The organism is Stenotrophomonas maltophilia group sp. SKK55, assembly GCF_057179845.1.
The window spans coordinates 353,221-371,303 of the sequence record NZ_JBXUHP010000018.1 but is presented as its reverse complement, the minus strand read 5'-3'; the positions used below and the strand labels follow the sequence as shown (position 1 = coordinate 371,303).

General features: G+C 66.4%; 15 protein-coding genes and 3 tRNA genes. 2 read left to right on the top strand and 16 right to left on the bottom strand.

The window, feature by feature from the left end; genetic code table 11:
• Positions 1-82 precede the first annotated feature (82 nt).
• From AC2A1N_RS10710 to AC2A1N_RS10695, 4 genes are all read right to left on the bottom strand, one after another.
• Complete coding sequence (locus tag AC2A1N_RS10710; RefSeq protein WP_242891864.1) at positions 83-2,191, bottom strand: phosphocholine-specific phospholipase C; 2,109 nt, start codon at positions 2,189-2,191, stop codon at positions 83-85.
• 8 nt (positions 2,192-2,199) lie between these two features.
• Positions 2,200-4,578 (bottom strand): TonB-dependent receptor domain-containing protein, encoded by a 2,379-nt coding sequence (locus tag AC2A1N_RS10705; protein WP_242891862.1) that lies wholly within the window; start codon positions 4,576-4,578, stop codon positions 2,200-2,202.
• A gap of 115 nt (positions 4,579-4,693) precedes the next feature.
• Entirely contained in the window at positions 4,694-5,620 is a 927-nt protein-coding gene (locus tag AC2A1N_RS10700; protein ID WP_242891860.1) for a c-type cytochrome, read from the bottom strand.
• The gene (locus AC2A1N_RS10695; RefSeq protein WP_242891858.1) at positions 5,617-6,963 is read right to left on the bottom strand and encodes a c-type cytochrome; all 1,347 of its coding nucleotides are present in this window, start codon (positions 6,961-6,963) and stop codon (positions 5,617-5,619) included. The genes AC2A1N_RS10700 and AC2A1N_RS10695 overlap by 4 nt, the downstream gene beginning before the upstream one ends.
• A 185-nt stretch (positions 6,964-7,148) precedes the next feature.
• On the opposite strand from AC2A1N_RS10695, the gene AC2A1N_RS10690 reads away from it, so the two are divergent.
• The gene (locus tag AC2A1N_RS10690; protein ID WP_242891856.1) at positions 7,149-8,267 is read left to right on the top strand and encodes an alpha/beta fold hydrolase; all 1,119 of its coding nucleotides are present in this window, start codon (positions 7,149-7,151) and stop codon (positions 8,265-8,267) included.
• An 81-nt stretch (positions 8,268-8,348) separates the two neighbouring features.
• On the opposite strand, the gene AC2A1N_RS10685 is transcribed toward AC2A1N_RS10690, so the two are convergent.
• Complete coding sequence (locus tag AC2A1N_RS10685) at positions 8,349-9,488, bottom strand: MFS transporter (protein WP_151354883.1); 1,140 nt, start codon at positions 9,486-9,488, stop codon at positions 8,349-8,351.
• A gap of 169 nt (positions 9,489-9,657) precedes the next feature.
• The gene (locus tag AC2A1N_RS10680; protein ID WP_242891854.1) at positions 9,658-10,359 is read right to left on the bottom strand and encodes a pirin family protein; all 702 of its coding nucleotides are present in this window, start codon (positions 10,357-10,359) and stop codon (positions 9,658-9,660) included.
• 140 nt (positions 10,360-10,499) lie between these two features.
• Between AC2A1N_RS10680 and AC2A1N_RS10675 the strand changes: the two genes are divergently transcribed.
• Entirely contained in the window at positions 10,500-11,420 is a 921-nt protein-coding gene (locus AC2A1N_RS10675; protein ID WP_242891852.1) for a LysR substrate-binding domain-containing protein, read from the top strand.
• Positions 11,421-12,089: 669 nt separating this feature from the next.
• On the opposite strand, the gene AC2A1N_RS10670 is transcribed toward AC2A1N_RS10675, so the two are convergent.
• The 10 genes from AC2A1N_RS10670 to AC2A1N_RS10625 all read right to left on the bottom strand — a co-directional run bounded on the left by AC2A1N_RS10670 (position 12,090) and on the right by AC2A1N_RS10625 (position 18,040).
• Positions 12,090-12,166, bottom strand: a tRNA-Arg gene (locus AC2A1N_RS10670).
• 32 nt (positions 12,167-12,198) lie between these two features.
• Positions 12,199-12,275 (bottom strand) — tRNA-Arg (locus tag AC2A1N_RS10665).
• Between the two features lie 69 nt (positions 12,276-12,344).
• Positions 12,345-12,421 (bottom strand) — tRNA-Arg (locus AC2A1N_RS10660).
• Positions 12,412-13,338 (bottom strand): alpha/beta hydrolase family protein, encoded by a 927-nt coding sequence (locus AC2A1N_RS10655; protein WP_061480297.1) that lies wholly within the window; start codon positions 13,336-13,338, stop codon positions 12,412-12,414. The genes AC2A1N_RS10660 and AC2A1N_RS10655 overlap by 10 nt, the downstream gene beginning before the upstream one ends.
• On the bottom strand, positions 13,335-14,144 hold the full coding sequence (thiD, locus tag AC2A1N_RS10650) for a bifunctional hydroxymethylpyrimidine kinase/phosphomethylpyrimidine kinase (RefSeq protein ID WP_180870287.1): 810 nt from the start codon (positions 14,142-14,144) through the stop codon (positions 13,335-13,337). Before thiD ends, AC2A1N_RS10655 begins: the two co-directional genes overlap by 4 nt.
• Positions 14,145-14,251: 107 nt before the next feature.
• A complete protein-coding gene (locus AC2A1N_RS10645; RefSeq protein WP_242893886.1) occupies positions 14,252-14,920 on the bottom strand; it encodes a YoaK family protein in 669 nt (222 codons plus the stop codon).
• Positions 14,921-14,932: 12 nt separating this feature from the next.
• A complete protein-coding gene (locus tag AC2A1N_RS10640; protein ID WP_111201579.1) occupies positions 14,933-15,439 on the bottom strand; it encodes a hypothetical protein in 507 nt (168 codons plus the stop codon).
• Positions 15,436-16,836 carry a PhoH family protein gene (locus AC2A1N_RS10635; RefSeq protein WP_005409049.1) on the bottom strand — a complete coding sequence of 467 codons (1,401 nt, stop codon included), beginning with the start codon at positions 16,834-16,836 and terminating at the stop codon, positions 15,436-15,438. The genes AC2A1N_RS10640 and AC2A1N_RS10635 overlap by 4 nt, the downstream gene beginning before the upstream one ends.
• Positions 16,837-16,920: 84 nt before the next feature.
• Positions 16,921-17,400, bottom strand: coding sequence for a peroxiredoxin (locus tag AC2A1N_RS10630; RefSeq protein WP_005416113.1), 480 nt, complete (start codon positions 17,398-17,400; stop codon positions 16,921-16,923).
• 79 nt (positions 17,401-17,479) lie between these two features.
• Positions 17,480-18,040 carry a glycine cleavage system transcriptional repressor gene (locus AC2A1N_RS10625; protein WP_005409051.1) on the bottom strand — a complete coding sequence of 187 codons (561 nt, stop codon included), beginning with the start codon at positions 18,038-18,040 and terminating at the stop codon, positions 17,480-17,482.
• Positions 18,041-18,083: the final 43 nt, after the last annotated feature.

The following is an 18,083-nucleotide window of genomic DNA, read 5'->3' as shown; positions in this document are numbered from 1 at the left end:
GCCCACGCTCGGCTGCTTTTTCGGTGCAATGCGACCACGGCGAGAAGTAGCCGAGCGTGGGCTCGGCTCTACAGAGGGCTCCTCAATCGTGCTCGAACCGCAATGGCTCGCTGCCCATTGCCGGGTCACTGGTGCCGGGGCGCCCATCCTCGGCGCGGCCGGCCAGTCGCAGTGCACTGTCGCCCGCACCGATGCGCAGGTCGTACCACCCTGCGGTGGGCGCCGCGTCCCACGCCACCGTGGCCTCAGCATGCGCCGGCAGCACCAGCGCCTGCTCCGGCATGTGCCCGGCATAGGCGCCGGCCTGCACCCGCACATTCTGCGCGCTGTTGTGCAGATTGCGCAGGTGCAGCCGTAGCTGGCCGTCCGCGCGCTCGATCGAAGCCTGCACGGCAGGCGCCTTGACCGCACCCTGGAAGTGGCGGTGGAAGCCGTTCGGACCAAGCAGCCAAAGGTCATAGCGGCCCTGGGCGTCCAGCGGCCAGCGCTCGCGCAGTGGCGTACCTGGCAGCAGCGTGTAGCGGCGTGGTACCGCATCCAGCCGCAGCCGATCGTAGACATGCAGCACGGCCGCCGCGCCTTCGCAGGACAGCGTCAGATCCACACCCGAGGCATCGACTGCGGCAATCGATGCCTGCGGACGATAGGGTAGGGCGCGCGCCGGGCGTACACCGCTTTCCTGTTTCGCTGGTTTCAGCCCCTCTGGCAGCGTGGGCACGGTGCGTCCCGGCAAGGCAGCGGCGCGTGCGGCAACCGCACTCACGTCGGGCAGGCCGCAGACGAACGGGCGGGTATCGCGCTGGGCAAAGTCGAACGCAGTGCTGAGGTCGCCGCAGACCGCGCGGCGCCACGGCGAGATGTCCGGTGCGGCCACGCCAAAGCGGCGCTCGATCAGCCGTATGACCGAGGTGTGGTCGTACACCTGCGAATCGACCCAGCCGCCGCGACTCCACGGCGAGATCACGTACAGGGGCACGCGCGGTCCCAGACCGTACGGGCGCCCGCGCAGTTCGGCGAGATCGTACTTTTCGTCACCCGGTGCCGGGTGCCGGTGGTACTCGCCTTCGGTGCTGACCGAGGACACACCCGCCCAGCCACCGTCCACCGGCGAAGGCGGGGCAGGGGGCGGCATGTGGTCGAAGAAGCCATCGTTCTCGTCGAACATCAGCAGCAGGGCGGTGCGGCTCCACACGTCCGGATCGGCGGTCAGCGCATCCAGCACGCGTGCGGTATAGGCCGCGCCCTGTGCCGGGCTGGACGGGCCGGGATGTTCGCTGCCGGCCGCGTCGGCGATGATGAAGCTGACCTGCGGCAGGCGCCCGTCAATGACGTCCTGGCGCAGCTGCGTCAGGCCCCGCGTGCTGACCCCGCGCGCGCGCAGCTGCGGGTCATGCCCTGGCGCCGCGCGGTGGGCCTGACGGAAGGCCTCGAAACCCGCCAGCGGGTTGTCGGTGAAGTTGTCGGCCATGTCCTGGTAGATCTGCCAGGACACGCCGCCCCTCTGCAGGCGCTCGACATAGCTGGTCCAGCGGTACGACGCCGGGTGCCCACCCTGTTCAGGGAAATTGTCGTGCGAGTTGGCGATCACCGGGCCACCAGCGTGGGCCTGCGGATCGTTGTGGCCGGTCCACAGGAACACCCGGTTCGGGTTGGTGCCGGCCTGCATTGCGCAGTGGTAGGCATCGCAGATCGTGAAGGCATCGGCCAGCGCGAACTGGAACGGTAGGTCGCTGCGCTGGAAGTAGCCCATCGAGTGGTTCTGCTTGGCCTTCGGCCATTGCCCCATGCGACCTTGGTCCCAGGCGCGCTGCGCATCGGGCCAGGTATGCGGCGTGCCTTCCACGCGCATGTAGCCGAAGTGCGCGGCGGTATCCAGCGGGAACGGCGCGATCGCGCGCTTGCCGCTGGCATCGGGCTGCAGCCACAGGCTGCGGACGCGGCCACCTGCTTGCAGCGCGGCGGCCGGGGCGACGAACCGATCACCGAAGCCACGTACGCCCGGCAGCGTGCCGAAGTAGTGGTCGAACGAACGGTTCTCCTGCATGAACACCACGATGTGCTGCAGGTCTTCCAGGCTGCGCGTCTGCGCGGCGGGGGCGATCGCTGCGGCCCGGGCGATGCTGGGCAGCAGTGGAGAAAGGCCGGCGGCAACGCCGGCCTGCAACAACCGGCGTCGGCCGATATCGGTCACGGGCTCACTCACAGGTCCACGCGGAAAGAGATCCCGACGGTGCGCGGAGCGCCGATGAAGGCGTTGTCGCGGCCGTCCACCCCTGCAAGATACCGCTTATCGGTGAGGTTGCTCACCACCAGGTTGGCGCCCATGCCCTTCAGGCGCGGCGACAGGCCCTGCAGGTCGAAGCCGATGTTGGCGTTGAACACGGTGGCCGACGGCAGCTTGTTGACGTTGGCGGCGTCGAGATAGCGCGTGCCCAGGTAACGGCCGGACAGGCCGAAGTTCCAGTTCTCACCCTGCCAGTCCGCCGACAGGACGAGGGTCTGTTCGGGCTGGCCGATCACCTTGGCGCCGTCGACGATGCCCAGCTGGGTATCACGCGCGGCATCGCCACTGCCCAGGTACTTGGAGCGGTTGTAGGTATAGGCGGCGTTGAGGCGCCAGCCGTTGTCCCAGCCATAGCCGAACGCCGCTTCCAGGCCGTTGCTTTCCACGCCGCCGAAGTTCTCGTAGACACCGTCGGTCTCGCCCAGGTAGTCAATGCCGCTGACGAAGCCGGCCGGCAGGTAGACGATGCGGTTGTCGAACTTGATGTTGTACAGCGTGACCGAGGCGGTCAGCGGCCAGCGGCTGATGCGCATGCCCACTTCAATGTTGTCAGCGGTCTCCGGCTCGACGTTGCGGAAGCGTTGCGGGTCGGTCTCGCCGAGCACGCCGGAAGGAATCGCGGCGAAGTTCTGCGAGAAGCCGGCGAACAGCTCCATGCCTTCCACGCCCGGCGCCCAGGTCAAGCCGGTGGACAGCAGCGGGTCGGACCTGGAATCGGATCTGACGTGCTCGCTGGCACCGATCACGCGGCGGCGCGACTGGTCGACGAAGAACTGCTTCACGCCCAGGCGTGCGCTGAACGGCCCGAAGCGCGCCACGTCCTCGACGTAGTACATCTGCTCGTCAACCTTGTACTTGTCCTCGAACTGTACCCAGTACGGTTGATGGTCGAAGGCGATATCCTGGCCGACGTTGACCAGGCGATGCCAGTCGCGGCGTGCCGATCGGTCCAGCTTCTCCACCCACAGGCCGCCACGGATCGTGTTGTCGACCGTGCCGAAGGTCTGCCGCCACTCGACGTCGGCGGTCACGCCCATGCGGTCGTTGTCGTAGTGCGTGTGGCGATACGACTGCGCGCCCAGCACGTTGCCGGCGTAGCAGTTCGGATCATATTCGGCAGTGAAACCCAGCCGCGGTGTGCAGTTGGCCAGGCGCTGCGCGGCGCTGCCGTCGGGATTGACGAAGAAGATCTGGCCACGGTTGCTGCCGCCGTACACGGTCTTTCCTCCGATGTACTCCGATTCGGGGCGGCCGGCACCATCGTCGCTGACCTGTGCCAGGTAAGGTGGCAGCCAGTCGCCACGACCTTCCATGCGGTGTCCGTAAGCCGCCACCGAGGCCTTGAAGCCGTTGCCACCGTCGAAGGCCGCGCGCAGGTAGCCGAAGGTGTTCTCGCGCAGCGCACGCGAGCCGGAACGGTAGTTCTGGTCCAGGTAGGGAATGCCGGTGAGGGTGCCGACCAGGTTGTCACGATCAGGATTGGTGGCGAAGCCCTTCGGTGAGACGCTGGTGTATTCCGGCTCGTCCGCATCGTTGTAGGACAGGTAGCCGGTCAGGGTCCAGCGATCCAGTTCGGTGATGAACTTGCCGGCGATGTGGTCGTTGCTGGCGTGCCCGGTGCCGTCGATCCAGTCATGCACCTTCGACGAGGAGGCGCTGACCCAGGCGCGGGTGTGGCCGCCGAGCAGGCCGGTGTCGTAGCGCACGTAGTACTTGCGCGCCTCGTTGTCACCGGCGCCGACCACGAAACGCAGGCGGCTGTCCTGCAGCGGGTCGCTGGTGAGGAAGTTGAGCGTGCCGCCCAGCGCTTCGTTCGAGCGCGAGGAGATATCAGCGGTGCCCTGGCTGACTTCCACTGTCTCCAGATCGAGGGTGTCGATGTAGCGGTTGGCCAGCGAGCCGCCGCCGTAACCCGAACCGCCGTTGGGCAGGCCGTCGATGGTAGTGCCGATCTGCTGTGTGTCGCGGTTGGTGACGAAGCCACGCATGCTGATCTGCGTGCCCCACACCGATGAGCCGGTGGCATCGGCTTCGCTGACCACCACGCCGGGCACTTCATTGAGCGCGTCGTTGACGCTGCTCATCACGGTCTGCCGGTTCAGCGTTTCCGCGCGCACCGCCGTCTTGGCGTAGCTGGTGGCCTGGCCGATCACCTGTACCTGGTCAAGGGTTCGCGCATCGCTGCTGCGCGCTTCGGCAGTCTCGCCCTGCGGTGCTTCGGCCAGGGCGTCCAGTGCGGGGGCGATCAGCAGGGCAAGCAGCGAGACACGGGGAAAGCGCGCAGACGTTCGCATCGAGACCGGACCTTCAGAAGAGGGAAGCCCCGGAGTGTCGGCAGTGCCAATGACATCGGCATGACGTGGCGATGCAGGAATCGTGTTGTGCGACGGCCGGCACCTGCTGCCGGCATCAGTACCGCGCGTCCTTGGGTTTCGGGTCGCGTGGCCAGTCCTTGCCCTTGTTGGCGAAGTCCGGCCGCGGCTGGTTGATGAAGTAGCTGGCGATGTCCACCGCATCCTGGTCGGGCATCACCTGCTGCCCCAGCGGAGGTTCGCGGGTCACTGCCGGTGGCATGTTGTGCTTGACGAAACCGGCCGCCTTGTACAGGCGCGCCATGCCGGCGCCGATGTTGAAGCTGTGGTCGCCCCACAGCGGCGGGAAGGCGATGTCACCACTGGCGTCGCGCCGGCCTTCGCCGTTGTCGCCGTGGCAGGCAGCGCACTGCGCGGCGTACAGCGCCTGGCCGCGGATCGGATCCGGGGCCAGCGTGCTGTCGATGGGCCCTTCGCTTGGCGCGGCGACTTTTGCACCGTCCGGCACTGCACTGTTTAGCCACGCCATGTAGTCAAGCATCGCGCGCATCTGTGGCGCGTCCTTCGGCAGCGGCTTGCCGTTCATCGAACGCTGCAGGCAGCCATTGATGCGTTCGGTCAACCCGATCACCTTGCCAGGCCGCGGCATGTAACGCGGATAAGCGCCGCCACCTGTGTTGAAGTAGTGGTTTCCGAAGGGACGCTTGCCCTCGGCCATATGGCACGAGTTGCAGTTCAGATCGTTGCCGACATTGTCCGGCAGCAGCCGTGCGGTCTCGTTGAGGAGGCGGCGGCCGAGCATCACCGACTCGGCATTGCCGAGCCCGGCGATTTCTTCGGCGCTGGGCGCGTGGTAGTGGCCGACCACCTTGCCCTGTGCATCGAGGATATCGATCGTGCCGGTCACGGCGGCATCCAGATCCGGGTACAGATGACGGTAAGCGAGGGTACCGGCGCCGGCCAGCAGCACGATGGTGATCGCACTGCCGATCAGCAGGCGGGAACGCGTGCGCGAACGCTTCATTGTGCGGTCTCCTGCGGAACGTAGTGCACCGGCTTGTCGCGCACCACCCGGCGCATACGCGCCACGTCGACCTCGCTCACTGCGCTGGCCTGATTGCCCCAGCTGCTGCGGATGAAGGTCAGGATCTGTGCCAGCTGCGCATTCGGCAGCTGCTCGAAGCCTGGCATGGTGAAGGCCATGCGGTCGTGCGGGGTCTGTGGCGTGCGGCCGCCGATCAGGGTCACCTGCACCAGCGAGCTGGGATCGTCAGCGAACACGATCGAGTTGCCGGCCAGGGCCGGATAGACGCGAGGCATGCCGCGGCCGTCGGCGCGGTGGCAGGCCTGGCAGTGCTCGGCATAGGCCAGCGAACCGGCCACGCGGTAGTCGCCGCTGCGCAGTGCGGCGGTGGTGGTGTCGGTGCCGGGCGACCACTGTGCGCTGCGACCTTCGCGGGCGGGCAGCTGCTTCAGGTAGCGCGCCATCGCCAGCAGGTCCGCGTCGGACAGGTACTGCGTGCTGTGCTCGACCACGTCGGCCATGCCACCGAAAGCCGCAGAGCGTTCGGTGCGGCCAGTGCGCAGGAAATCGACGATCTCACCTTCGCTCCAGCTGGCCAGGCCGGTCGATTCGTTGCGCAGGTTCTTCGCGTACCAGCCTTCCAGCACCGAACCGGACAGGAACTGGCGGCTGCCATCATCGGCCATCGCCTTTTCCTGGAACGCCAGCCCGCGTGGCGTGTGGCAGGCACCGCAATGCGCCAGGCCTTCCACCAGTTCGGCACCACGCTGCTGGCCGGTGTCCAGCGACGGATCCGGGCTGAAGCTGCGTGGGCGTGCGAACAGCAGTTGCCACCATGCCAGAGGCCAGCGCATGTTGGCGGGCCATGGAATCGTGCTGTCGGCGTTGTCCTGCTTCACCGGCTGCACCGAGCCCATGAAATAGGCGTACAGCGCTTTGATCTCGGCGTCGCGGGTAACCACGTACGAGGCGTACGGCATTGCCGGATACAACGGCTGGCCATCGTGACGGATGCCGCGACGTACCGCGCGTTCAAAGTCGGCATAGTTGTAGGCGCCGATGCCGGTTTCCGGATCGGGGGTGATGTTGGTCGAGTAGATCGTGCCCATCGGCGTCTGCATGCCGAGGCCACCGGCGAACGGCTTGCCGCCCGGCGCGGTGTGGCAGGCCGCACAGTCGGCGGCGCGCGACAGGTACTGCCCCTGTGCGATCAGCGCCGGGTCGTGGATGTCGACCTGCGCCGTCTGTCGCGATGCGAACCAGTAGGGCGTGCTGCGGGCGATGCCGTAGGCGGCGGCCAACGTGGCGGCCAGGGCAATGGCGAGCTTGAACGAGGTGCGCATGGCGGCACTGTGGGCAATCCCGCGCGCGTGTTCATTGATCCGGATCAATGACTGAACGGATACAGCTTTTACACCAAGCTGAATCGTTCCTGCGCTGTCATCAAGTCGTCATCCGCGCGCGATAGATGACCGGTCTATCGGGGCGTTAACGTCCCAGCCTGTCTGATTCATCCCTATGACGTGATATGAAGCGCCTGCTGCTGCTGTTGCTGGCGTGCGCCGGCCTGTGGCTGGCTGCATGCTCCTCCTCCATCAATGCTTCGTCCACCTCGCTCGCCGACAGGCTGATCGCGCCAGGTGGTGTATCGACCCTGCTCGATCGCCCGCGCATCGCCGCGGCCATCGCCGAACTGCCCAACCGCCATGGCTTCGCGCCGGGCCGCGATGGCGTGCCGATCTTCTGGCGTGTGTTCGATCCCGGCGATTACGGCGCGCGTTACCACTACCTGCCGCAGCGCCACGAGAACGGCCTGCCGCTGGATACCGGCCTGAGCCTGGCGGTGCCGCAGCCGTTCCGTGCGCAGACGCCGCGCGGCACCGTAGTGCTGCTGCACGGCTGGATGATGAACGGTGATTCGATGCTGCCATGGTCGCTGCAGCTGGCCGAGTCCGGCTACCGCGTGGTCACGCTCGACCTGCGCAACCATGGCCAGTCCGGTGCAGGACCGTCCGGCTATGGCACCTATGAATCGGATGACGTGGTCGATGTCATCGGCGAGCTGCGCGCGCGCGGCGAAGTGACCGGCCCGCTGTACCTGTTCGGTGTGTCCTATGGTGCGGCCACGGCGGTGTTCACCGCCGACAAGCTCGGCGACCAGGTGGAAGGCGTGGTGGCGATGGAATCGTTCGCCAATGCCGGTGTAGCGATCCGCACGATGATTCCGCACCTGATGGGGCTGCAGCCGGAAGGCCTGAAGGCGCAGGCGGTCGCCTCCTACGCGCGCTGGCGCTACGGCTGCCAGGACATCAACCAGGTGATCGCCGCCGCCAGCCGCCGTATCGATGTCGATCTGGACCGCGTCGACGTCGCGCGTGCGCTGGCCGATACCCGCGCCTGCGTGCTGTTGCTGCACGGGCAGGGTGACCAGCATATTCCGGTCAGCCAGGGCCGGCAGCTTGCGCAGGCCAACCCGCGCGCGCACTACATCGAGATGCGCGGCGAGGACCACATCACCCTGCCGCTGCGGCTGGACCTGCTGGCCGGCGTGGTCGACGACTGGATGGCGCGTGACGAGCACCACCCGCAGAGCACGTGCCCAGCCCCACAGCTGCCGGCCCAGGCCGAATGGCTGGCACATGGCTGAAAAATGGGGACGGAGGGGATTAAGTCGTTTGCAGCACACTCGGGGCAGATGCGACTTAATCCCCTCCGTCCCCTTTTTCTGTCAGGCCACGCGTCGGGCCAGTGAGCGGGCGGAGGCGGCTACGCCCAGCAGCAGTACGGCGACGCACAGGAAGGCAAAGCCGAGGCTGGTGGCGTGCGCCACGGCGCCGATCGCAGCCGGGCCAGCGAGGATGCCGGCGTAACCCAGTGTGGTCACGGCAGTGATTGCGATGCTTTCCGGCATCACCCGCTGCTGGCCTGCCATCGAGAACAGCGCCGGCACGATGTTGGCGCAGCCCAGCCCGACCAGTACGTAGCCGGCCAGCGCCACCGGAAACGAGGGCACCAGTGTGGCCAGGGTGAAGCCTGCCGCGGCCGTGATACCGCCAAAGACCAGGGTGCGGGTGCGGCCGAGGTGCTCGACGATGCCGTCACCGAACAGGCGCATTGCCGTCATCGCCAGGGTGAACAACGCGAAGCCGGCCCCGGCCTGGTCACGCGGCACCTGCCGCACTTCGGCCAGGAACACGGCGCTCCAGTCCAGCATCGAGCCTTCGGCGAGGAACACCACGAAGGCCAGTACGCCGATGAACAGCACCACGCCATGCGGCAGTGCCAGCAAGGGGCCTTCGTGCAGGATCCGTTGCGGACGCCAATGCGGCGCCGACAGCATCGCAACCAGCAGCAGTGCCACCACCGAAACCAGCGCGGCCAGCCACAGCGGCGTGCCGAGGATCAGCAGCCCGGTCATGCAGCCAGCGCCGACGAATCCACCGATGCTGTAGAAGGCGTGGAAGCCGGACATCATCGCGCGCCCGGCATCGCGCTCGACCGCCACCGCCTGCATGTTCATCGCACAATCCAGTGCACCGACGCCGGCACCGAACACGAACAGCGCCGCGCCCAGCGACACCGGCGAGGGTGCCAGCACCAGCAAGGGCAGGGCGCACAGCATCATCGCGCAGGTGATCACCATCACCCGGCGGCAACCCAACCGCCCCGTCAGTGCACCTGCCAGCGGCATCGCCAGCAGCGAGCCGAGCCCGAGGCACAGCAGCACGGCGCCGAGGCTGGCGTCGGTCAGCCCGGCCTTGGCCTTGGCGTAAGGCACCATCGGCGCCCACGCGGCGGTGGCGAATCCAGGAATGAAGAAGGCGGCACGGGTGGCGTGCTGCTGGGCACGCGGAGATGAAGGCGTCATGCGAGAGCGGATCCGGATAAACACTGCCATGAAAGCGTTTCCAGTCGCATCGGGCAAGGGGCATTCGGGTCACCGAAGGCCGAATACGATTGCGGGCCGTCCATCAGGCGCAGCGGGCCCGGCGATGCCTTTCCGCATCGCCGGGCCACGTCTTCAGGACAGGGCGTGTTTACAGCGGCAGGTCGAACACCAGCACTTCGGCGTCGTTGCCGTTTTCCAGGGTCAGCTGGGCTTCGTCACTGACCTGCAGCGCATCACCGGCTTCCAGGGTGATGCCGTTGACCTGCAGCTGGCCACGCGCCACCTGCACATAGGCGCCACGACCGTTGCCGAGGGCGTGATGCAGCTTCTGGCTGCCATCAAGAATGGTGGCGAAGATGCGGGCATCCTGGTGGATGCGCAGCGAACCGTCGGCGCCGTCCGGCGAAGCGATCAGGCGCAGCTGGCCGCGCTTGCTGTCCGGCGAGAAGTGGGTCTCTTCGTACGACGGCACGATGTTCTCGGTGTCCGGGAAGATCCAGATCTGCAGGAAGTGCACGGTCTCGTCGGCCGAGTGGTTGAACTCGCTGTGGGTGACGCCGCTCCCGGCGCTCATGCGCTGCACGTCGCCGTAGCGCAGCACCGAACCGGTGCCCATCGAGTCCTTGTGTTCCAGTGCACCGCCCAGCACGTAGGAGATGATTTCCATGTTGCTGTGGCCGTGGGTGCCGAAGCCCTGGCCGCCGATCACCTTGTCTTCGTTGATCACCCGCAACGGGCCGAAGCTGACGTAACGGGGGTCGTAGTAGTTGGCGAAGGAGAAGGTATGGCGCGAGGACAGCCAGCCATGCTCGGCCAGGCCACGGGTAGCGCTCTTGCGGATCTGCAGCATGAGGGAATCTCCTTGTTCGATGGTTTCGATGGGGCGGGGTGGGCCAGTGACCGCTGTGTTTCCCCGTTGGAGAGAAGTATCCGCTTGCGTCCGAGGTTTGAAAAACGGATAGTTTTGACGACCATCATCGAAAAATTCGAATGCTCAAGCTCAGCCTCGATGCCCTGCAGATCCTGGATGCCATCGACCGCCGTGGCTCCTTTGCCGCCGCCGGCAAGGCCCTGCACAAGGTGCCCTCGACGATTTCCTATACCGTGGCCAAGCTGGAGGAGGATCTGGGCGTGCAGCTGTTCGACCGGGTCGGCCCACGTGCAGAGCTGACCGAGGCCGGGCGCGCGCTGCTGGACGAAGGCCGACACCTGCTGCGCGCGGCCCGCGAGCTGGAGCTGCGGGTGCGCCGGGTGGCGTCGGGTTGGGAGACCGAACTGACCCTGGCGGTGGACTCGGTGTTCCCGACCTGGCTGCTTGGGCCGGACATCGCCGCATTCCGTGAGGCCGAGGCACCAACCCGGTTGCGGTTGATCGGCGAGGCCCTGTCCGGCACCTGGGAGGCTCTGCTCGACCGCCGTGCCGACCTGTTGGTCGGCGCGCCGGGCGAAGGGCCCAGTGGTGGCGGCTATGTGGTCGAGCCGCTGGGCACGGTGGCGTTCGTGTTCGCGGTGGCACCCGATCATCCGTTGGCCAACGTGCAGGGCGTGCTGGGCCGTGAGCAGCTGGTCGAGCATTGCGCGATCGCCGTTTCCGATTCGGCGCGCAGGCTGCTGCCGCGCACGGTGGGCCTGTTGATGGGGCAGGAGATGCTGACCGTGCCAGACATGGCCAGCAAATTGAAGCTGCAGTGCGAAGGGGTGGGCTTCGGCTTCCTGCCCGAGCCATGCGCGCGCGCTGCTGTGGCGCGTGGCCAGCTGGTGATCCGTGAGGTGGAGGAACACAAGCCGGAGGAAACGTTCTGGCTGGCCTGGCGCACCGGTGAGGATGGCGCGGCACTGCGCTGGTGGCGCGAGCGTCTACGCAGGCCGGAGCTGATGGCGCAGTGGTGGCAGGCAATGGCCAGGGGGTAGGGGGTTGGCAGGGCTGCGCCCTGCACCCGCAGAGGCAACGGCCACAGCAAAAACCAAGCAACAGCAGAAGCTGGTTTCCTGAGGGTAGGCGGGGTGGGTCCGGTTGCGGGGGCCGCTGCAAGTCCCCCTCCGGGGCCCGGCCCAGCCGCTGGCGGCTGTGCGTTCGGGCGCTTGCGAAGCAATGCTTCGCAAGCAAAGCGCCCTCACCCATGTAAGCTCGGTCGCCGCATCCATGCGGCTCACGCCCCCGCAACCGGACCCACCCCGCCTTCGACAGTTTTCCGCGATCTGTCGGAACGGCGTACTGCTCTGGTAAGTGTCGACCTTGGTCGACACGATAGATCCATGCCATGCGTGGATGAATTCACTCGATATCTGACAGATGTGTCGACCAAGGTCGACACCTACCAACAGCCGCGTGAACCTGTCGAAGGTGGGGCGGTGTCGGAGTGCGGGGTGTCAGCCGCATGGATGCGGCTGCCAAGCCTACAGGGACGTACTTGCGGCGTCCCCGCACTCCGACACCGCCCCGCCAAAGCACGGAATGCCAGCTTTTGCTGTTGCCGTTGTCGTTGCCTTGGCTTGAAGCATCTGCAGGTGCAGGGCGCAGCCCTGCCGAAAAAACACACATAAAAAAACAGCAGGCCGAGGCCTGCTGTTTTGGTGTAATGGTGCGCCCGGAGAGATTCGAACTCCCGACCGCCTGGTTCGTAGCCAGGTACTCTATCCAACTGAGCTACGGGCGCCAATTACATAAACTTGTTGTGCCGACTGTGTATGGTGCGCCCGGAGAGATTCGAACTCCCGACCGCCTGGTTCGTAGCCAGGTACTCTATCCAACTGAGCTACGGGCGCGCGGTACACAATCAACTTACTGCCTAATTTTACTGCATTTTCAGCGGCGGATGCTGAAAACCTGTCGAGTGGTGCGCCCGGAGAGATTCGAACTCCCGACCGCCTGGTTCGTAGCCAGGTACTCTATCCAACTGAGCTACGGGCGCCCTGCGACAGGAGCGGAATTATGCGGATGTCGGCGCACACCGTCAACAGTTTTGTGAAAATTTTCATCCAACTGAATGAAAAAGCTGTTCGCCACGGCATCCGGTGCCTTCAGCCAGGCGAAATGATCGGCGCGCGTGCCCAGTTCCTGCGCGGACAGCACGCGCAGCTTCGCGTCCACATTCGGCAGCTTTGCCAGCAACGCCTGCATCGATCCGGTCGGAGCCAACCAGTCGTGTTCCATCAGTACGGCCTGTGCGCTGCCGTGCACGCGCGTCATCTGAGCGTCGAGGTCTTCACCCATGCCCGCGGCAGCGTAGTGGTTGTTCAGGCCGACGCGCGCCCAGTCGGCGATCAGTCCGCGTGCTTCGGTGCCACCGAAGCCGAGACGACGGCCATGCAGCACGCCCTGGCGCTGCGCGATCCACGGCAGGAAGCGGTAGACCAGTGGCAGCAGCCAGCCGCGCGGTGGCGGGAATCCACGCCAGAACGGTGAGCCGCTGGCCGCCAACCACAAGTGATGGAAGTGCAGAGGGTTGCGGCCGGCGTGCACGCAGGCCAGCTGCCCGCCCAGGCTGTGGCCACCGATGATCCAGGGCAGGGGGCCTGCTTCCTCGTCTGCGGCCGCCATGACCGCTTGGCTGGCCGGCAGATCCTGCTCGAGTACCTCGCGATAGCCCCAGTCCTGCGCGCGCGACGGGCGTAGTGAGCTGCTGCCGTTGCCGCGCCACTCATGCAGGTAGACCGCCACGCCCTTCGCTGCCAGCGCCTGTGCCAGCGGCAGGTAGTGGCGCGCGGCCACACCCAGCGCTGGCAGCCACAACAAGCGGGCGATGGGCTGTGCGGGCATGCAGGCCATCACTTCGTAGCGATGCCCGTCGTTGCACTGCACTGGAAGGAGGGCCGGCGTCAGGTTCATGCGTGCGGTGCCGCGCCGAAGTGGTCGAGCACCAGTACCTCGCTGCGGCCGGGGGCATAGCCCTGCTGCAGGCCGCGCGCAACGTAGTCGATGCCGGCTTCGCAGGCGTTGGCCAGGCTCAGGCCGTTGCACAGCTGTGCAGCGATGGCCGAGGCCAGCGTGCAGCCAGTGCCGTGTGCATCCAGCGGCAGGCGGGCGTGGATGAATTCTTCGCTGCTCACGCCGTCGAAGTAGCGGTCGATTACGCGGTTGCCTTCCTGCAGGTGGCCACCTTTCAGCAGCACCGCACCGGCACCCAGGTCGAGCAGGGCGGAGGCCACCTGTTCGGCGTCATCGCCGTTGCCGATCTTCCGTCCGGCCAGCAGCTCCGCTTCCGGCGTGTTCGGCGTGATCAGCGTGGCCAGCGGGATCAGCCGCTCACGCATGGCCTGCAGAGCGCTGTCTTCCAGCAGGCGCGCGCCGCTGGTGGCGACCATCACTGGGTCCAGCACTACGTGTGGCGGGCGATGGCGCTCCAACGCATCTGCGACGGCATTGATCACCTCGGTGTTGGCCAGCATGCCGAGCTTCACCGCATGGATGTCGAAGTCATCGAAGCAGGCATCCAGTTGTGCACGCAGGAAATCGATCGGCGGCACGTGCACGGCGATGACGCCACGGGTGTTCTGTGCGGTCAGTGCGGCGATCGCGGAGAGTCCGTGCACGCGATGTGCTGCAAAGGCCTTCAGGTCGGCCTGGATGCCTGCGCCACCGCCGGAGTCGGAGCCGGCGATGGTGAGGGCGGATACGGGAGTGGTCGGGCTCATCAGGCGATTGTGCCGTGGTCACCGCAAAGGCGGTAGCGTCACTGCCGGTAGATGGGGTCAGATCCCTTTTCCGCAGGAAAAGGGAACTGACCCCCGCAGCGCGGCCCTCAATGCCGCCAACGCGCCCACTGCTGGTACACCACATAGCCCAGGCCGGTCAGGCCGGTGAGCAGGGCGGGAGCAAGCAGGGCGTCGTACTGCCAGCGCACGAACAGCCAGGCGCCGATCACGCCGCCGGCGAGGAAGCCACTGATGATCAGGCCGCTGAGGGTCAGTCGTCGTACCTGCAGCGGCAGCCCGCGCAGCAGGTGGCCCAGGCCGATGCCGAGATCGGTGAACATGCCGCTGAGATGGGTGGTGCGTACCACCGCGCCGCTGAAGGTCGTAGCCATTGCATTCTGCAGGCCGCAGGCCATGGCGGCCGCCAGTGCGCCCCAGATCTGGTGCTTTTCAAACAGCGGAATGGCCACCAGCAAAAGAGCCGATTCCAGCGCCAGTGCCACGCCGTAGCGCCGGCCCAGCTGCAGGGTGCTGTCCTGGATCAGCAGGCCGCTGAGCATCGCGCCCAGCGAGAACGCGATCAGCAGGCCCCACAGGTGGCCGACCGCGCGCCAGTCGCCCTGGGCCAATGCCATGCCGAGCTGGCTGGTGCTGCCGGTCATGTGGCTGACCGCCTGATGCTCGAACCCGAGGAAGCCGACCACGTTGACCATGCCGGCCACGCACGAGAGTGCGACCGCGCCGATCCAGACCCAGGTGGGCAGGCGTATTCCCATCGGCGAGGCCCCTCAGGGCCCGCCGAAGCCGCCGTTGAACTGCAGCTCGCTGAAGGTGTTGCTGGCCGGGTCGAACACGGCGCCCCAGAACTGTGCGCCGCCATCGCAGACGCGGATCGCTTCGCGGGCCGGATTGATGCCGCTGTCGTCGGGCAGGTGGAAGGCGTTGATGTAGATCAGCCGCTTGCCGGCGCTTTCGATGCCGACGTACTGGCGGTCGAAGCCCAGCACCTTCGGGACCTGCGCTTCCAGCGACGACAGCTTCGCCTCCAGCTGGTCGACCTGCTGCCGGCTGGGCGCCCAGTAGCCCGACACCCGCCCGGCCTCGCGGCCGGGGCTGGGGCGCGAGCAGGTGTCGAGCACCTGCGCGGCGATGATCGGGCGGGTGACCACCCAGGACTGGCCGGTGCGCTCGGCGGTGGGCACGCTGGCCGGGCCGCGCGTGGTCGTACAGGCACCGAGCACGGCGGCGAGGGTGATCGCAGCCGTGGGCAACAACAGGCGCGTGCAGCGGTTCACAACACCTCCGAAGCGTAATCGGCCAGGCGCGAACGCTCGCCACGGCGCAGGGTGATGTGCGCACTATGCGGCCAGTTCTTGAAGCGGTCCACCGCGTAGGTCAGGCCCGAAGTGGTCTCGGTCAGGTACGGGGTGTCGATCTGCTCGACGTTGCCCAGGCAGACGATCTTGGTGCCGGGGCCGGCCCGGGTGATCAGCGTCTTCATCTGCTTGGGGGTGAGGTTCTGCGCCTCGTCCAGGATCAGGTAGCGCGACAGGAAGGTGCGGCCGCGCATGAAGTTCATCGAGCGGATCTTGATGCGGCTGGCCAGCAGGTCGTTGGTGGCCTGGCGGCCCCATGTGCCGCCTTCCTGGTTGTGCGTGAGCACTTCCAGGTTGTCGGTCAACGCGCCCATCCACGGCGTCATCTTCTCTTCCTCGGTACCGGGCAGGAAGCCGATGTCTTCGCCGACGCTGACCGTGGCGCGGGTCATGATGATCTCGCGGTAGCGCTGCTGGTCCATTGTCTGCGCCAGGCCGGCGGCCAGTGCCAGCAGGGTCTTGCCGGTGCCGGCGGTGCCCAGCAGCGTGACAAAGTCGATCTCCGGGTCCATCAGTGCGTTGAGGGCGAAGTTCTGCTCGCGGTTGCGTGCGCTGATGCCCCACACGGCGTGGCTGCCGTGGCGGAAATCATCGACCAGCGACAGCACCACCTTGCCATCGCCGACCACGCGGCTGACGCGCAGCTCGACTTCATCCTCGCCCGGCAGGTAGACGTACTGGTTCGGATACCACTCCTCGCCGTCCTGCGCCTGGATTTCGTAATGCGAGCGGCCCTTGTCGCTCCAGCTGCGCAGGTCGTCGCCGTGGCGTTTCCAGAAGTCTTCCGGCAGCTCGGTAGCGCCGGTGTAGAGCAGGCTGAAATCGTCCAGCGCGCGATCGTTCTCGTAGTCCTCGGACACGATGCCGGCGATGGCGGCCTTGATCCGCAGATTGATGTCCTTGGAGACGAACACCACCGGCAGGTCGGGGGTTTCTTCCTTCAGGGCCAGGATCGCGCCGAGGATGGCATTGTCCGGAATGACCTTGCCAAAGCTCTTGCCCGCGTCGAAATGGCTGGTCTGGAAGCGCAGCTTGCCGGCGCTCTGCTTGCCGCGCAGCTGCAGGCCGTTGGGGCGCTGCAGCGGAATGCCGTCGGCCAGGTTGTCCAGGCCGGATTCCTGTACCAGCTCGTTGAGGAAGCGGCTCACCTGGCGGGCGTTGCGGCTCGCTTCGGAGGTGCCCTTCTTGCCGTTGTCCAGCTCCTCGATCACCTGCATGGGCAGGTAGATGTCGTGCTCCTCGAATTTGAACAGCGCGGTCGGATCGTGCATCAGCACGTTGGTATCCAGCACGTAGATGCGCTTGCCTCGGGTCATCGTCGATTCCTGGTTACGGACAGGGAAAAACCACCACGGCCTGCTGCGGGGCAGGGTGATGGCAGACACAGTAGGCAGTGGGACTCACTTGGACTGGGAGGCCTTCAGTTCGGCGAGAACGGCATCGGCATGGCCGGCAACCTTGACCTTGCGCCAGGACTGCACGATGCGGCTGTCGGGGGAAATCAGGAAGGTGCTGCGTTCGATGCCACGTACCTGCTTGCCGTACATGTTCTTCATCCTGATCACGTCGAAGGCGGTGCACAGCGCTTCGTCGCCATCGCTGACCAGCGGGAAATTGAAGCCCTGCTTGGCACAGAAGTTGTCGTGCGACTTCACCGAGTCGCGCGAGACGCCCAGCACGACGGCGCCGGCTTTCCTGAACTTCGGCAGCAGGGCGTTGAAGTCGATGCCTTCGGTGGTGCAGCCCGGGGTGCTGTCCTTGGGATAGAAGTACAGCACCAGCCATTGGCCGGCATAGTCGCCGAGGGTGGCCTGGTCGCCGCCGGACAGGGCCAGCGGCAGGGAGAGGGTGGTGCTGTCCAGGGTGTCGCCGTTGTTCATGAGGTCCTTCTGTCGAGCCTGGGTTCTTGCCATTACAGCTACATGAAACGCCACGCGCCCGTGAGAGACGCGCGAAGAATCAGAACTTCATCGGATCCATGATCGCGTCCAGGTTCAGGTGGTCGCAGAACTCGAGGAAATCGTCGCGCAGCGCGGCGATATGCATGTTGGCCGGCACGCCGATGGTGACCTGTGCGCTGAACATTTCCGCGCCGGTCTGCATGGCGCGGTAGCGCGTGCTCTGCAGGTTCTCGATGGTGATGCCCTGGCGGTCGAAGAAGTCGGCCAGCTGGAACAGGATGCCCGGCTTGTCGGCGGCGATCACTTCGACGATGTACGGCAGCAGGTTGGACTGCGCCTGCTTGGCGGCGGTGCGGTACCAGACCAGCTTCAGGCCTTCCTCGCGCTCCAGCCGGGTCAGCATCGCCTCAAGCTTGGCCACCGAGTCCCAGGAGCCGGTGGCCAGGGCGGTGACCGAGACATCGCGGCCGACCGTGGCCAGGCGTGCATCCACCAGATTGCAGCCGCTGTCGGCGATGCGGCGGGTGACGGACAGCAGGGGGGACTCCGGATGCGTCGTATAGGCGTTGATCAGGAGGTGGTTTTCGCTCGGCGCGGGGCGCGGGGTGGTGTCGGTCAAGGCGATTCCGGGTAATGCATGCGTTAGTCTGAATGCCCGCCAG

Coding starts and splice junctions, on each gene's coding strand:
- AC2A1N_RS10655 (WP_061480297.1), bottom strand. CDS start 13,338: ATGAACCTGACGCCGGCCCTCCTTCCAGTGCAGTGCAACGACGGGCAT.
- AC2A1N_RS10705 (WP_242891862.1), bottom strand. CDS start 4,578: ATGCGAACGTCTGCGCGCTTTCCCCGTGTCTCGCTGCTTGCCCTGCTG.
- AC2A1N_RS10685 (WP_151354883.1), bottom strand. CDS start 9,488: ATGACGCCTTCATCTCCGCGTGCCCAGCAGCACGCCACCCGTGCCGCC.
- AC2A1N_RS10645 (WP_242893886.1), bottom strand. CDS start 14,920: ATGGGAATACGCCTGCCCACCTGGGTCTGGATCGGCGCGGTCGCACTC.
- thiD (WP_180870287.1), bottom strand. CDS start 14,144: ATGAGCCCGACCACTCCCGTATCCGCCCTCACCATCGCCGGCTCCGAC.
- AC2A1N_RS10675 (WP_242891852.1), top strand. CDS start 10,500: ATGCTCAAGCTCAGCCTCGATGCCCTGCAGATCCTGGATGCCATCGAC.
- AC2A1N_RS10630 (WP_005416113.1), bottom strand. CDS start 17,400: ATGAACAACGGCGACACCCTGGACAGCACCACCCTCTCCCTGCCGCTG.
- AC2A1N_RS10700 (WP_242891860.1), bottom strand. CDS start 5,620: ATGAAGCGTTCGCGCACGCGTTCCCGCCTGCTGATCGGCAGTGCGATC.
- AC2A1N_RS10690 (WP_242891856.1), top strand. CDS start 7,149: ATGAAGCGCCTGCTGCTGCTGTTGCTGGCGTGCGCCGGCCTGTGGCTG.
- AC2A1N_RS10695 (WP_242891858.1), bottom strand. CDS start 6,963: ATGCGCACCTCGTTCAAGCTCGCCATTGCCCTGGCCGCCACGTTGGCC.
- AC2A1N_RS10680 (WP_242891854.1), bottom strand. CDS start 10,359: ATGCTGCAGATCCGCAAGAGCGCTACCCGTGGCCTGGCCGAGCATGGC.
- AC2A1N_RS10635 (WP_005409049.1), bottom strand. CDS start 16,836: ATGACCCGAGGCAAGCGCATCTACGTGCTGGATACCAACGTGCTGATG.